The organism is Pantoea sp. ICBG 828, from assembly GCF_002928355.1.
In the GTDB taxonomy this organism is placed as follows: Bacteria; Pseudomonadota; Gammaproteobacteria; order Enterobacterales; family Enterobacteriaceae; genus Pantoea; species Pantoea dispersa.
This window is the reverse complement of sequence record NZ_POWN01000014.1, coordinates 37065-49914: the sequence shown is the minus strand read 5'-3', so window position 1 is coordinate 49914 and position 12850 is coordinate 37065. Positions and strand designations below refer to the sequence as shown.

At 60.5% G+C, this 12850-nt stretch carries 12 protein-coding genes and 1 riboswitch; of the genes, 6 read left to right on the top strand and 6 right to left on the bottom strand.

Translation table 11 applies throughout. The features are described 5' to 3' along the window. Positions 1-31: 31 nt before the first annotated feature. Positions 32-1426, bottom strand: a complete 1395-nt coding sequence (locus tag C1Y43_RS22500; protein ID WP_021507881.1) for an MFS transporter — start codon at positions 1424-1426, stop codon at positions 32-34. 435 nt (positions 1427-1861) lie between these two features. Here C1Y43_RS22500 and C1Y43_RS22495 point away from each other — a divergent pair, with 435 nt between their 5' ends. Next, the gene (locus C1Y43_RS22495; RefSeq protein ID WP_021507882.1) at positions 1862-2776 is read left to right on the top strand and encodes a sugar ABC transporter substrate-binding protein; all 915 of its coding nucleotides are present in this window, start codon (positions 1862-1864) and stop codon (positions 2774-2776) included. 223 nt (positions 2777-2999) lie between these two features. Here the strand turns inward: C1Y43_RS22495 and C1Y43_RS22490 are convergent, their stop codons facing one another. Next, entirely contained in the window at positions 3000-3494 is a 495-nt protein-coding gene (locus C1Y43_RS22490) for a GNAT family N-acetyltransferase (protein ID WP_021507883.1), read from the bottom strand. A gap of 63 nt (positions 3495-3557) precedes the next feature. Here C1Y43_RS22490 and C1Y43_RS22485 point away from each other — a divergent pair, with 63 nt between their 5' ends. Further along, complete coding sequence (locus C1Y43_RS22485; RefSeq protein ID WP_104094191.1) at positions 3558-5390, top strand: ABC transporter ATP-binding protein; 1833 nt, start codon at positions 3558-3560, stop codon at positions 5388-5390. Here C1Y43_RS22485 and C1Y43_RS22480 read toward each other — a convergent pair. Continuing rightward, positions 5387-6511, bottom strand: a complete 1125-nt coding sequence (locus C1Y43_RS22480; protein WP_104189764.1) for a GNAT family N-acetyltransferase — start codon at positions 6509-6511, stop codon at positions 5387-5389. The two genes, C1Y43_RS22485 and C1Y43_RS22480, sit on opposite strands and share 4 nt — an antisense overlap. Before the next feature lie 185 nt (positions 6512-6696). Between C1Y43_RS22480 and C1Y43_RS22475 the strand changes: the two genes are divergently transcribed. From C1Y43_RS22475 to C1Y43_RS22465, 3 genes are all read left to right on the top strand, one after another. Then, positions 6697-7596: a LysR family transcriptional regulator gene (locus C1Y43_RS22475; protein WP_104189762.1), complete on the top strand. Its 900-nt coding sequence runs from the start codon at positions 6697-6699 to the stop codon at positions 7594-7596. Positions 7597-7694: 98 nt separating this feature from the next. Continuing rightward, the gene (locus C1Y43_RS22470; RefSeq protein WP_104189760.1) at positions 7695-8636 is read left to right on the top strand and encodes a glutathione S-transferase family protein; all 942 of its coding nucleotides are present in this window, start codon (positions 7695-7697) and stop codon (positions 8634-8636) included. An 11-nt stretch (positions 8637-8647) separates the two neighbouring features. Then, on the top strand, positions 8648-9253 hold the full coding sequence (locus C1Y43_RS22465; protein WP_058770918.1) for an alpha/beta hydrolase: 606 nt from the start codon (positions 8648-8650) through the stop codon (positions 9251-9253). On the opposite strand, the gene C1Y43_RS22460 is transcribed toward C1Y43_RS22465, so the two are convergent. Beyond that, a complete protein-coding gene (locus C1Y43_RS22460) occupies positions 9250-10047 on the bottom strand; it encodes a sugar phosphate isomerase/epimerase (protein WP_058775150.1) in 798 nt (265 codons plus the stop codon). The two genes, C1Y43_RS22465 and C1Y43_RS22460, sit on opposite strands and share 4 nt — an antisense overlap. Before the next feature lie 106 nt (positions 10048-10153). After that, positions 10154-10531, bottom strand: a complete 378-nt coding sequence (gene crcB / locus C1Y43_RS22455) for a fluoride efflux transporter CrcB (protein ID WP_104189758.1) — start codon at positions 10529-10531, stop codon at positions 10154-10156. Between the two features lie 91 nt (positions 10532-10622). Next, positions 10623-10697, bottom strand: a riboswitch (Fluoride riboswitch). 107 nt (positions 10698-10804) lie between these two features. Here crcB and C1Y43_RS22450 point away from each other — a divergent pair. Continuing rightward, a complete protein-coding gene (locus C1Y43_RS22450) occupies positions 10805-11722 on the top strand; it encodes a nucleoside hydrolase (RefSeq protein WP_104189756.1) in 918 nt (305 codons plus the stop codon). Positions 11723-11730: 8 nt separating this feature from the next. Here the strand turns inward: C1Y43_RS22450 and C1Y43_RS22445 are convergent, their stop codons facing one another. Further along, positions 11731-12759 carry a zinc-binding alcohol dehydrogenase family protein gene (locus C1Y43_RS22445; protein ID WP_104189754.1) on the bottom strand — a complete coding sequence of 343 codons (1029 nt, stop codon included), beginning with the start codon at positions 12757-12759 and terminating at the stop codon, positions 11731-11733. Positions 12760-12850 lie beyond the last annotated feature (91 nt).

Sequence of the window (12850 nt, the reverse complement as noted above, 5' to 3'; positions counted from 1 at the left end):
GCAATAAATTGCGCCGCTACCGCGCAGTGCATTAAGCCACTTTAATGCCAGCCTTTTGCGCCGTTTTCTCTTCTGTTGCAGCGGCAGCGTTGTGCCGATCGCCTACGCGTTCAATCGGGCCCATCACCAGCAGGAACAGCAGTGCCGCGACGACACAGTGCGCACCGACGAACACCAGGCCAATGCTGTAGCTGCCGGTCAGGCCAACGATCACGCCAAACAACAGCGGCGTGATAAAGCCCGCCATGTTGCCGATGCCGTTGAAGATCGCGCCGGCGAGGCCAACCGCCTCTTTGGGTGCCGTATCGCTGACCACGGTCCAGGTGCCCGCGCCCGCCGCCACGCCTTTGCCGAAGAAGGCAAACGACATGATGGCGATAATGCCGGCGTTGGAAGGGATCACCGCCGCCAGAATCAGCGAGGCGGCCATCAGCATGCCAACGATGTACGGCGTTTTGCGCGCCCACGACAGGCTCCAGCCGCGCGCCAGCAGCTTATCTGAGATGTAGCCACCGCTGATGCCGCCCAGAAAGCCAAACAGCGCCGGTGCAATGGTGGCGAAACCGGCATCCAGAATGTTCATGCCGCGCGCCTGCACCAGATAGATCGGGAACCAGGTAATGAAGAAGTAGCTAAGCGCGATGGTGCAATACTGGCCGAGGTAGGCGCACCACAGCATGCGGTTGGTGAGCAATGTTTTGAACATCGCTTTGCTGACCGGCGGCCGTGCGCGCAGCGTTTGCGCGGCGTCGATATCCACCAGCGCGCCGCCCTGTTCAATGTAATGTAACTCGCTGGCGGAAACGTGCGGATGCTGACGCGGGCTGCGCATATAGCCCGCCCAGACAAACACTGCCAGCACGCCGATGCCGCCGAGCACAAAGAATGGCCATTCCCAGCCATAACGCGACACCAGCCAGCCGGAGAGCGGTGAGAATATCGCCACGGCAAAGTATTGTGCCGAGGCAAACAGCGACGATGCGCGTCCGCGCTCTGCGCCCGGGAACCACATGATGACTGCGCGGGCGTTGGCGGGAAAGCTCGGCGCCTCAATCAGGCCCAGCGCGAAGCGCAGCGCAAACATCAGCGTCAGCGCCATGGTCATGCCACTGGAAAACTCACCGACAAATCCCATCAGCAGGGTCGAAACCGACCACAGCGCCAGCGTCACGCCGTAGACCTTTTTGGTGCCGAAGCGATCGAGAATCAATCCGCCGGGGATCTGACCGATAACATACGCCCAACTAAAGGCCGAAAGGATCAGGCCGAGCTGGATCGCCGACAGGCCAAACTCCTGTTTGATCGCTGAGCCGGAGATCGACAGGATCGAGCGATCGGCATAAGCGACCACTGACAGGAACAGAATCAGGCAAAGGATCCAGATACGCACATGGCTGTTCTGGCTGCGGTTTTTGCGTTGCAACATAGGCTGAATTCCTTGATGGAGGAGCATCCTGCCCCGAAGCGATGATGGTCAGGAATACCGCGCAGATTTCCCTGTTCAGCAACTATAGGAAGCCAGTGTTGCTCTGGTCATTGTGCGAATGAAGGAATCCGCGCGGCGAAACGGCGCGGGTTTTGGTCGCTGACACAAAGCCGGGTGCGGTAGCGCACAAAATCTTCAATCCGTGCTGGCTTTCGCCGCGGAATGTGCGCCAGCGCTGAGAAAAGAGTTTGCGCGATCACTATGAGCAGGCAAAGCATCCATGCGCGTCGGGCAAATTGTGCGCTACACAGCAAATTACCACGCAGCAGATTGCCAGCTCTGCTGCCGGCTCGTAGGCTGAAAATGATTTCATTGAGCCATTTTTAACACCAATGAAAAATTTATTCTAATAAACAGCTTACTCTGGAGTCTGCGATGAAAACCCTCAAGGCGATACTGTTACTTGGCCTGCTGACCAGTTCAGCCTCCGCGCTGGCGGAGAAGATTGGCGTGTCGATGGCCTATTTTGACCAGAACTTCCTTACCATTATTCGTCATGCCATCGATAAAGAAGCCAAAGCGCGCGGACTGGATGCCCAGTTTGAAGATGCGCGCGGCGACGTCGGCCGCCAGACCGACCAGGTGCAGAGTTTTATCAGCGCCGGCGTGGATGCCATCATCGTCGATCCGGTGGATTCTGCCAGCACACCACAGCTGACCAGACTGGCGCAGCAGGCGAAAATTCCGCTGGTGTACGTCAACCGCACGCCAGGCGATAAAACCCTGCCGCCCGGCGTAGTGTTTGTCGGTTCGGACGAACGCGAATCCGGCACGCTGCAAATGGAGGCGCTGGCTAAGCTGGCGAATTATAAAGGTAACGTGGCGATCATGATCGGCAACCTGACCGATGCCGGCGCGCTGCAGCGCACCAAAGATGTCGAGCAGGTGGTGGCGAAATACCCAGGCATGAAAGTGGTACAGAAGCAGCCAGCAAATTATGCGCGCAACGAAGGCATGGACCTGATGCTCAACTGGATTGGCAACGGGGAAGCGATCGATATCGTCGCGGCCAATAACGATGAGATGGCGATTGGCGCGGCAATGGCGCTGGCAAAGAGCAATAAAAAGATTCTGGTGGGCGGCATCGACGCCACGCCGGACGGCCTGAAGGCTCTGGCGCAGGACAAGATGCAGGTGACGGTGTTTCAGGACGCCATCGGTCAGGGCAAAACCTCGGTAGACGTGGCGCAGAAGCTGATTAAAGGCGAGAAAGTGGCTTCACACGTGTGGATCCCGTTCGAGCTGGTGACCAAAGAGAATATGCAAAAATACGTCGAGCGCAGCCAGTAGCAGACGGACACTGCCGGGGCGCGATTATGGCGAGCTGAGTTGCCTGGTGCGCATGAATGCGCACCCTACAGATAGTCTGTGAAATTGTAGGGTCGCCATTGATGGCGACCTGGGTTGCCTGGTGCGCATGAATGCGCACCCTACAGGTAGTCTGTGAAATTGCAGGGGCGCCATTTATGGCGACCTGGTTACCGGGCGCCCCGGTTCCAGGCCGACGCAACCATCACTCGCGCAGTATCGCCATGACGATAATGTCGTGGTACTCGCCCTCGCGCAGGCAGGCTTTGCGCTTCACGCCTTCCTGCTCAAAGCCCAGGCGCTGATACAGACGCAGCGCGCGCTGATTGTCGTGAAACACTTCCAGCTCAACGCGGATCACGCCCAGCCAGTTAAAAGCATAGTCGATACCGGTGCGGATCAGCCGCTCGCCGATGCCACGACCGCTAAACGCCGGATCGACGCCAATACCAAAACTGATGCTGTGACGCGTACGCGGCCGCTGTTCGGTAAACAGCGTCAGCTCGCCCACCATCTGCCCGTCGATTTCCGCCACAAAGCCGATATAGCCTTCGCTGTCCATACGCTCGAATTTTTTCTGCCAGGTGGCGACGCTGGGAAACGGCAGCTGCGTGGTCCAGCGATACACCTCGGGATGACTGTATAAACGTTGATAGGCGGCGGCATCGCCCGGTTCGCGTCCGCGAATCTGCAAATCCATGTCGATAATCCCTGTTCAGTTGCACTAAGCTGTTAACTCTCACCGATCGGAAAGAGTGGCCTTATGTTGTATCGTCGTTTTGAACGTTTTATCAATATTTTTCAGGATGCCCCCACCGATTCCCCACCCGCCAGCGTGTGGCCGTTTTACCTCTATTATCTGCGTCAGGTGTGGCCAGGTTTTGTCGCGCTGCTGATTGTCGGACTGGCGCAGGCGCTGATCGAAGTGGCGCTGTTTAGCTATCTCAGCCGTATTATCGATCTGGTCAATCACACCACGCCCGCAACGCTGTTCAGCGATAACTGGCCGATTCTGCTGTGGATGGCGGCGGTGGCGCTGATTCTGCGGCCGGTAGTAATCGCGCTGCACGATATGCTGGTGCATCAAAGCATTAACCCCAGCATGACCAGCATGATTCGCTGGCAGCATCATAACTATGTGCTGCGGCAGAGCCTCAATTTCTTCCAGAACGATTTTGCCGGCCGTATCGCCCAGCGCATCATGCAAACCGGTAACTCGCTGCGTGACTCGGCGGTCCAGCTGGTGGATGCCATCTGGCACGTGGTGATTTACGCCGTGACCTCACTGGTGCTGTTCGCGGAAGCTGACTGGCGCCTGATGATTCCGCTGATCGTCTGGATTGGGGCGTACAGCCTGTCGCTGCGCTTCTTTGTGCCGCGCGTTAAGCAGCGCTCGGTGGTGTCATCCGAGGCGCGCTCGAAGCTGATGGGCACCATCGTTGACGGTTACACCAACATCGCTACCCTGAAACTGTTTGCCCATAACGATCTGGAAAAACGCTACGCGCGCGACGCCATTCAGGAGCAGACCGACAAAACCCAGCATGCCAGCCGCATGGTGACCAGCATGGATATCACGCTGTCGACGCTCAATGGCCTGCTGATTGTCAGCACTTCCGGCCTCGCGCTGTGGCTGTGGAGCCAGTCGCTGATCAGCGTTGGCGCCATCGCGCTGGCCACCGGGCTGGTGATTCGCCTGGTGAACATGTCCGGCTGGATCATGTGGGTGGTGAACGGCATCTTCGAAAACATCGGCATGGTGCAGGATGGCCTGAATACCATTGCGCAACCGCTCAGCGTGCAGGATGCGCCGCAGGCGAAAAAGCTGCAGGTGACGCGCGGCCAGATCCGCTTTGAGGATGTGCGTTTTGACTATGGCGGCGGCCGCCAGGTGATTAACCGCCTGAATCTCAACATCAAGCCTGGCGAGAAAATCGGTCTGATTGGCCCGTCCGGCGCCGGTAAATCGACCCTCGTGAACCTGCTGCTGCGGCTGTATGACATCAACGGCGGGCGCATTCTGATTGACGATCAGGACATCGCGCAGGTCACGCAGGCGAGCCTGCGCAGTCAGATTGGCATGATCACCCAGGATACGTCGCTGCTGCACCGCTCGATTCGCGAAAACCTGCTGTACGGTCGCCCGGATGCCAGCGAAGCCGAACTGCAGGCGGCGATTGTGCGCGCCCGCGCCGACGAATTTATCCCGCTGCTCTCCGATCCGCAGGGCCGTACCGGGCTGGATGCGCACGTCGGCGAGCGCGGCGTCAAACTCTCTGGCGGCCAGCGCCAGCGTATTGCCATCGCCCGCGTGCTGCTGAAAGATGCGCCGGTTCTGATCATGGATGAAGCCACGTCGGCGCTCGACTCTGAAGTGGAAGCGGCGATTCAGGAGAGCCTGGAGACGCTGATGCAGGGCAAAACGGTGATCGCCATCGCCCATCGCCTGTCGACCATCGCGAAAATGGACCGGCTGGTGGTGCTGGAAAATGGCGGCATTGTTGAGATGGGTAACCATCGCGAACTGCTGGCGCACGGCGGGCTGTACGCGCGCCTGTGGCAGCATCAGACCGGCGGATTTGTCGGCGTCGATTAATCGCCGCGCCGGTAAGGCAGGGCGTCGCGCGCTTCCTGTGCCCAGGCGCGCACCCCTGCCCGCTCCTGGTGCAGAAAATCCCCGACCGCATCACGCAGCCCCGGATGGCACAGATAGTGCCAGGAATGGGTGAGTTGCGGTTCAAAGCCGCGCACCAGCTTGTGCTCGCCCTGCGCACCGGCATCAAAGCGCTGCAGCCCTTCAGCGATGGCGAAATCCATGCCCTGGTAGAAACAGGTCTCGAAGTGCAGCCGGTCAAACTCCGCCAGACAGCCCCAGTAGCGGCCATACAGCGTGTCGTCATCCACCAGACAGAAGGCCATGGCGGCGGGCTGCTGCTGTAGCGTGGCGATCACCACGCGAATCGCCTGCGGCATCCGCTCCGCCAGCAGGCTGAAGAAGGAGCGCGTCAGATAAGGTCGCTGGCCGCGCACCGCGTAGGTGTTGGCGTAGCAGGTATACACAAAATCCCACTGATCTTCACGCAGCTCATCGCCGCGATACCAGTTAAACGCAAAGCCGCTGCTGGCCAACTGTTCGCGCTCTTTGCGTAGCTGCTTGCGTTTGCGCGACATCAGCGTGTCGAGAAAGTCGTGAAAATCGCGGTAACCGCGATTGTGCCAGTGATACTGCACGCCGAGACGCGCCAGCCAGTCCGGCTGGGTTGCCAGCAGCGCGTTGGCGTGCGGCGTGGTGAAGTTGATATGCGCCCCGCTTAAGCCGTGCCGCTGCAACGCATCGGGCAGCGCTTCCAGCATCGGGATGATAGCCGCCTCGTCACCCAGCAGCCGCGCACCGGTCACCGGGCTGAACGGAATGGCGCCGAGCCATTTGGGGTAATAAGGAATACCGGCACGCTGGCAGGCATCGGCCCACGCGTGATCGAACACATATTCGCCCCACGAATTGCGTTTACGGTAGCCCGGCAGCGCTGCCCGCAGCCTGCCGTCTTCGCGCCACAGCAGATGTTCCGGCTGCCAGCCGTTTTCCGCGCGCACGCTGCCACTCTCTTCCAGCGCGAGCAGGAAGGCGTGACGCAAAAAAGGTTGATTGTCAGGTAACAGCGCATCCCATTCGGCAGCGGTGATCTCCGCCAGCGATGACAGGTGAAGCAAAGGCATTGGTGGCTCCCGGCCAGCTTAAGGCGAACGCCTAGTTCAGCAGGTTTTGCCGCTGTGCGAAAGGTGCGGCGCACTGAATGTAAAGCGGGTCGTTGCGCCATGCTGCGCACATTGCTGTCGCGGCCCGTGCCACGATTTTTCACGTCGCCTGTGTATACTCACCCTTTTCCCTTGCAGGAAATGCCATGGATCGTCTTGATTGTGATCGCATGTTTGTCGCCGTACTCGAAGTCGGCAGTTTTGCCGGTGCCGCCGCCCGGCTCGGCACCAGCAGCGGCCAGGCGTCAAAGCTGGTGTCGCGTCTGGAGCAGCAGCTTGGCGTGCAGCTGTTCAAGCGCAGCACACGGGCGCTGTCGCCCACCGAGATCGGCCGCGCCTATTACGAGCGGGTGAAAACCCTGCTGGAGGCGTTCGACGCGCTGGATGCCACGGTGCAGGAAAATGCCCGCTCACCCACCGGTCGCCTGAAGATTAGCGCACCCGGCACCTTCGGCACCGCGGTGCTGGCCAGCGTGCTGGTGGCGTTCGCGCGTCACTATCCGCTGATTGAGCTGGACGTCAACTTCTCCGACCGCGCCGTGAATATCGTCGATGAAGGCTTCGATATGGCGATCCGCATCGGCAAGCTGGACGACAGCAGCCTGATTGCGCGCCGTCTGGGCGAGGTGCCGATTCGCCTCGCCGCCGCGCCCGGCTATCTGCTGCAGCACGGCACGCCGCAGCACTGGCGCGATCTGGCGACGCATCGGTGCATCAGCGATACCAACTTTCGCGATCCGTGGCACTGGCCGTTCGTCACGCCGTGCGGCGACAGCGTCAGCATGCCGATTCGCGGCCGCCTGTGCTTCTCCAATACCGAAGCCTGCCTGCAGGCGGCGCTGGCCGGCCTCGGCATTGCGCGTCTGCCCGGTTTTATCGCTGCACCGGCGCTGCAGCGGGGCGAAATCGTCACGCTGCTGGAGGACTTTGCGCCGCCAGCCATGGGCCTGTTTGCCCTGTATCCGCCCGCGCGCCATCTGGCGCAGAAAACCCGCCTGCTGATCGACTTTCTGGCCGAGCACTTCCGCCTGCATCCGCCCGGCTGATTCCTTCCATTCTGGAAACAATCAAAGCCGTTTTGCCCGGATTATCAGCATAACGGCAGCACGGTAAGCTGCTGACATCACTTCAGAGGAGCAGAGCGATGTTGGTAAACGGTAAGTGGAGCGCAGAGTGGCATCCGGTTCAGGCCACCGATAAACAGGGTGGCTTTGTACGCCAGACTTCCAGCTTTCGTCACTGGATTAGCGCCGATGGCAGCAGCGAATTTGCCGCCGAGCCGGATCGCTATCATCTGTACGTCGCGCTGATCTGCCCGTGGGCCTCGCGCACGCTCATTGCACGCAGCCTGAAAGGGCTGGAGCAGATTGTCAGCGTGTCGGTGGTTGAGCCGCAGCTTGGCGCGCAGGGCTGGCGCTTCGGCGATTATCCCGGTACCGATCGCGACCCGCTGAACAACGCTGAGTATCTCCACCAGCTGTATACCCGCGCCGACGCCGACTTTACCGGGCGCGCGACCGTGCCGGTGCTGTGGGATAAAAAAACACAGACCATCGTTAACAATGAGTCGGCGGATATTCTGCGCATGTTCAACAGCGGCTTTGGCGAGCTGGCTGACAACCGGCTCGATCTCTACCCTGAGGATCTGCGGCCGGAGATCGACGCGCTGAACGCAACGATCTATCCGCGACTTAATAACGGCGTTTATCGCACCGGTTTCGCCACCACCCAGGTGAGCTATCAGCAGGCGTTTAATGAGGTATTTGAGCAGCTGGATGAGCTGGAGCAACGGCTGAAAGATGGCCGCACTTTTCTGCTGGGTGAACGACTGACCGAAGCCGATATCCGCCTGTTTGTGACCCTGATACGCTTTGACGTCGCCTATCACGGCCTGTTCAAATGCAACCTGCGCCGCCTGCGCGATTACCCGCTGCTCGATCGTTATCTGAAGAGTGTGCTGGCGGTCTCCGGCGTGCGGCAAACGGTGAACATCGACCACATCAAACAGGGCTATTATTCGATTAAAGCGCTGAATCCCAACGGCATCGTGCCAGCGGGACCGGATATGGCGGACTACGGTTTTTAAGGAGCAGGGCAATGGCAAAAGCGTTAGTGGTGTTTTTACATGGCGTCGGCAGTAATGGCGCGGATTTGGCGGTGCTGGGGCAACACTGGTCAGCGCTGCTGCCCGACGTGGCATTTGCCGCGCCCGATGCGCCCTTTCCCTTTGAGCACGCCATGGGCTATCAGTGGTTCAGCCTGACCGGCATCACGCCGGAAAACCGTCCGGCACGCGTACGGGCTGCGCGCGACGCCTTTGACGCCACGCTGCAGCAGCTGATGGCGCAGCACGCGATGGCCGGCGCGTGGCAAAAGGTGATTCTGGTGGGATTCTCGCAGGGCTCGATCATGGCGCTGGATGCGCTGGCCTCCGGACGCTATCCGCTGGCTGGTGTGGTGGCCTTCTCCGGTCGCCTGGCCTTTGACGAGGCGCTCACGCCGCCGCCGCATGCCTCCGCGCTGCTGATTCACGGCAAAGCCGATGAGGTCATCCCGTTCAGCGAAACCGTCTCCGCCGCGCAGCGCCTGCAGAGCGCGGGCGTCGCGGTCACCGCACAGTATGAACCCGCCACCGGTCACACCATTTCCAGCCACGGCGCAATGCAGGCAGCGGCCTACATCGCCCAGTGTCTGCAGGATTAAGGCCAGTAGCGCTGCAGCGCCTGCCACGCCTGACGCGCGGCCGCTTCCGGCGGCTGTGCTTTGAGGCGATCGTTAAACACTTCGATGCCCACCGGACCGCGATAGCCTGCACTTTTCAGCTTATCGACAAAGCGTTCCACTTCAATGATGCCGTCGCCGGGCAGCAAGCGCTGATGGCGCGCATAGTCGCTCAGCGCCTGCTTCTCCTGCGGTGGCATCTGCGCCATATCGCACAGCTGCACTTCATAAATGCGGTCGGCCGGAATGCCGTCGAGCTGAGAGGCATCGCCACCGCGTGCGCAGATGTGGAACAGATCGACCACCAGCCCGATATTGGGCTGATCCAGCCGCTGCAAACGCTGCCACGCCAGCGGCAGCGTATTGTCGACGCTGCACCACGCCATCGGTTCATACATGATGCGCATGTTATAGCGCGCGGCTTCCGAGGCCAGCCAGCGCAGATCTTCATCAATGCGCTCCGCAACGCAGTCTTCGCGCGTGGTCGCCGGCGCCTGAATGGTATCGCAGCCCAGCGATTGCGCGACGCGAATGAAATCACGCAGTTCGGCGCGCTTTTGCAGCCGTTCGCTGTCCGGCGCGCCGGTAAAGTCACGCAGCACCTGCAGATTGGTAAAGCCCAGGTTTAGCTGCGCGGCCAGCGCCGCCGTGTGCTCAGTAACCTCTTCCCGCCACATTTCAACCTGATCGAACCCGGCGGCACGCGCCGCCTGCAGCTTATGCGCCGATTCACCGTTTAACAGCACCAGGTTAAGGAATTTCGGGTTTGCAGACATCAACAGCTCCTTAATCGTCCGGATAAAGCGGTGACAGAGGCTGTGCGCCACCCGCACAGCATCCTGATCAGTATCCCCCTCTCAAGGGTGATTTCAAGCGTGTCGTTTAGCCCAGCAGGTTCACCACGGCGAAACCGGCAAAGGTCATCAGCAATGAACCGATGACATGCACCATCACGCTCGACATTGCCCACAGGTATTTTCCTGATTGTAGCAACACCACGATCTCGGCCGAGAAGGTCGAAAACGTGGTCAGCCCGCCGCACAGGCCGGTGACGATCAGCAGTTTCCATACGGGATCGATGTGCGGATTGCGCACAAACCACGCCATCGCCGCGCCAATAATAAAGCCACCGACCAGATTAACGATCAGCGTCCCTGGCGGCAGGTTTGGGAATAACGTATTGAAACGTAGAGAGATAAGCCAGCGCAGCGTGCAACCGATGGCACCACCGATCATGACCGTGAACAGCGACTTCAGCATAGTCTGGAGCTCCTGAATTGAGATACGCGCAGGGCCGCGGCAGGACAGAAACTACACCTGACACACCGCCGTCTCCCGCGCAGGGATAAGCAAGTTGTCAGGCGTCATCAGCCGTCTGTAACCAGAGGGCGGTTGGGTAAGGTGGCACGCCATCACCTCAGAGGCACGATAATACGCTGGCGCGGCGGAGGTGACAATATTCACCTGCCGTCAGCGTATCGTCGGGAACAATTATGTTTTACCGTGGCAGACATCATCAGCGAGGAGATTCCGATGCGTACCCTGATTTTTGATACTGATATCGGCGTGGATGACGCCTTTGCGCTGGCGTATGCGGCGCGCACGCAGCAGCTGCTGGGCATCACCACGGTGTTTGGCAATGTCGCGGTTGGCCAGGCGGTAAAAAATGCCCGGCTGTTCTGTGCAAAGATGAACATCAGCGCGCCGGTGTATCGTGGCTGTGCGCGTCCGCTGGCGCTGGCCCCTTCCGCACCGGCTACCCTGCACGGCGCAGACGGTCTCGGCGATGCCTTCGATAACCCGTATAGCGATGCCGCCGACAGCGCGGTGCAGTTCATCATTGATAGCGTACGCGCGCAGCCGCACGCGATTACCCTGGTGGCAATCGGGCCGCTGACCAATATCGCCTGCGCCATCAACCAGGCGCCAGACATCATTCCGCTGGTGAAAGAGCTGGTGATCATGGGCGGCGCGTTTGGCACCGACGGCCACGCCGGTAACGTGACGCCGTTCGCCGAGTTCAATATCTGGAAAGATCCGCATGCCGCCGATCAGGTGCTGGCCTCGGCGCTGCCGGTGGTGATGCTGCCGCTGGATGTGACGCACAAGGTACTGATCAGCGGAGAGGAAGTGCGCCAGCTGAATCAGCCGGTGTTAAGTGCTATCTGCCGGCCTTATCTGGCTTACAGCCTGCAAAAAGAAGGATTTGATGGCATGGCGCTGCACGATACCCTGACGCTGTCGTGGCTGGCGCTGCCGCAGGCGTTCAACGTGACGACAGCGCCGGTGCGCGTGGTGACCGAAGGCATCAGCCGCGGCCAGACGCTGCAGCGCGTGAGCACCCTCGCCTCGCGCGACGATCCGTTCGCCGGCCTGCGCGCCCAGCGGTTGTGTCTGGGCGTCGATGCCGAGGCGGTACGGCAACATTTTTTTGCCGCGCTGCGCGTCTGACACTCTCTTTAGCGGGCGAAATGGATGACGCCTTTGATCAGCTCAGGGTTGTTGATCACCCCGGGCTCAAAAGTCTCGGCCAGCGTCGAGAAGTCGTAATGGCGGTTGAGCATCATATCGGCCCGCAGCTGACCGCTGGCCATCAGGGCGCGCACCTTGTCGAAGTCTTCCCGCGTGGCGTTGCGGCTGCCCAGCAGCGTGGTCTCCTTTTTGTGAAACTCGGTGTCGGGGATCACCAGATCGCCTTTGTGCAGGCCAACAAACACGATGGTGCCGCCGTGACGAATCAGCTGCACGACGCTGTTCATCGCCGCCGGACTGCCGGTGGCGTCAATCACTTTAGCGGCCAGCCGCCCGCCAAACTCTGCGCGCAGCGCGGCCGTAAAATCCGCCGCCAGCGGATCGATCGTCACCAGCTGCAACTGCTGCGCAACGTGCGCGCGCCGCTGAGCGCTGGTATCGGCCACCACCACCTGTGCACCGACTGCGGCGGCAATCGCCGCGACGCCCAGGCCAATCGGTCCGGCCCCGACCACCAGCACCTGCTCATCGGCGACCAGCGCCGCGCGTCGCACCGCATGGGCGCTGATGGCAAAGGGCTCAATCAGCGCCGCTGCTTCGGGCGCCACATCGTCAACCGCCAGCAAATTAGTGTCCGGCACGCTGAGAAACTCGCAAAAACCCCCGTCCTGATGCACGCCAATCACTGAAATCTGTTCACAGCAGTTGGTTTTGCCGCTTAAGCAGGCGTCGCAACGCTGGCAGGCCACGTAAGGAATCAGCGCCACGCGCTGCCCTGGCTGAAATCCCTGCGCCGTCGCGCCCAGCGCCACCACTTCACCGCACAGCTCATGACCGAGCACGCGCGGATAGGAGAAAAACGGCTGATTGCCGGCCCAGGCGTGAATATCGGTGCCGCAAATGCCGGCGGCAATCGGTTTGATCAGGACTTCGTGTGCCGCTGGCGTCGGTACGCTGCGCTGCTGCCACACCATGCTGCGCGGTTCGGCGACCACCAGCGTTTTCATGTTCGTCATCGTTTCCTCCTGGGCTGTTCACGCAGTTATGGCGAAAATCGACCGCGGCGGGAGGTTGCGCTGTGCGAAGTGTGAGTCAGCGCGATTTTTT

Bases quoted from the DNA above. Each gene is read 5' to 3' on its own strand.
- C1Y43_RS22500 (WP_021507881.1), bottom strand. From the start codon at position 1,426: ATGTTGCAACGCAAAAACCGCAGCCAGAACAGCCATGTGCGTATCTGG.
- C1Y43_RS22495 (WP_021507882.1), top strand. From the start codon at position 1,862: ATGAAAACCCTCAAGGCGATACTGTTACTTGGCCTGCTGACCAGTTCA.
- C1Y43_RS22490 (WP_021507883.1), bottom strand. From the start codon at position 3,494: ATGGATTTGCAGATTCGCGGACGCGAACCGGGCGATGCCGCCGCCTAT.
- C1Y43_RS22485 (WP_104094191.1), top strand. From the start codon at position 3,558: ATGTTGTATCGTCGTTTTGAACGTTTTATCAATATTTTTCAGGATGCC.
- C1Y43_RS22480 (WP_104189764.1), bottom strand. From the start codon at position 6,511: ATGCCTTTGCTTCACCTGTCATCGCTGGCGGAGATCACCGCTGCCGAA.
- C1Y43_RS22475 (WP_104189762.1), top strand. From the start codon at position 6,697: ATGGATCGTCTTGATTGTGATCGCATGTTTGTCGCCGTACTCGAAGTC.
- C1Y43_RS22470 (WP_104189760.1), top strand. From the start codon at position 7,695: ATGTTGGTAAACGGTAAGTGGAGCGCAGAGTGGCATCCGGTTCAGGCC.
- C1Y43_RS22465 (WP_058770918.1), top strand. From the start codon at position 8,648: ATGGCAAAAGCGTTAGTGGTGTTTTTACATGGCGTCGGCAGTAATGGC.
- C1Y43_RS22460 (WP_058775150.1), bottom strand. From the start codon at position 10,047: ATGTCTGCAAACCCGAAATTCCTTAACCTGGTGCTGTTAAACGGTGAA.
- crcB (WP_104189758.1), bottom strand. From the start codon at position 10,531: ATGCTGAAGTCGCTGTTCACGGTCATGATCGGTGGTGCCATCGGTTGC.
- C1Y43_RS22450 (WP_104189756.1), top strand. From the start codon at position 10,805: ATGCGTACCCTGATTTTTGATACTGATATCGGCGTGGATGACGCCTTT.
- C1Y43_RS22445 (WP_104189754.1), bottom strand. From the start codon at position 12,759: ATGACGAACATGAAAACGCTGGTGGTCGCCGAACCGCGCAGCATGGTG.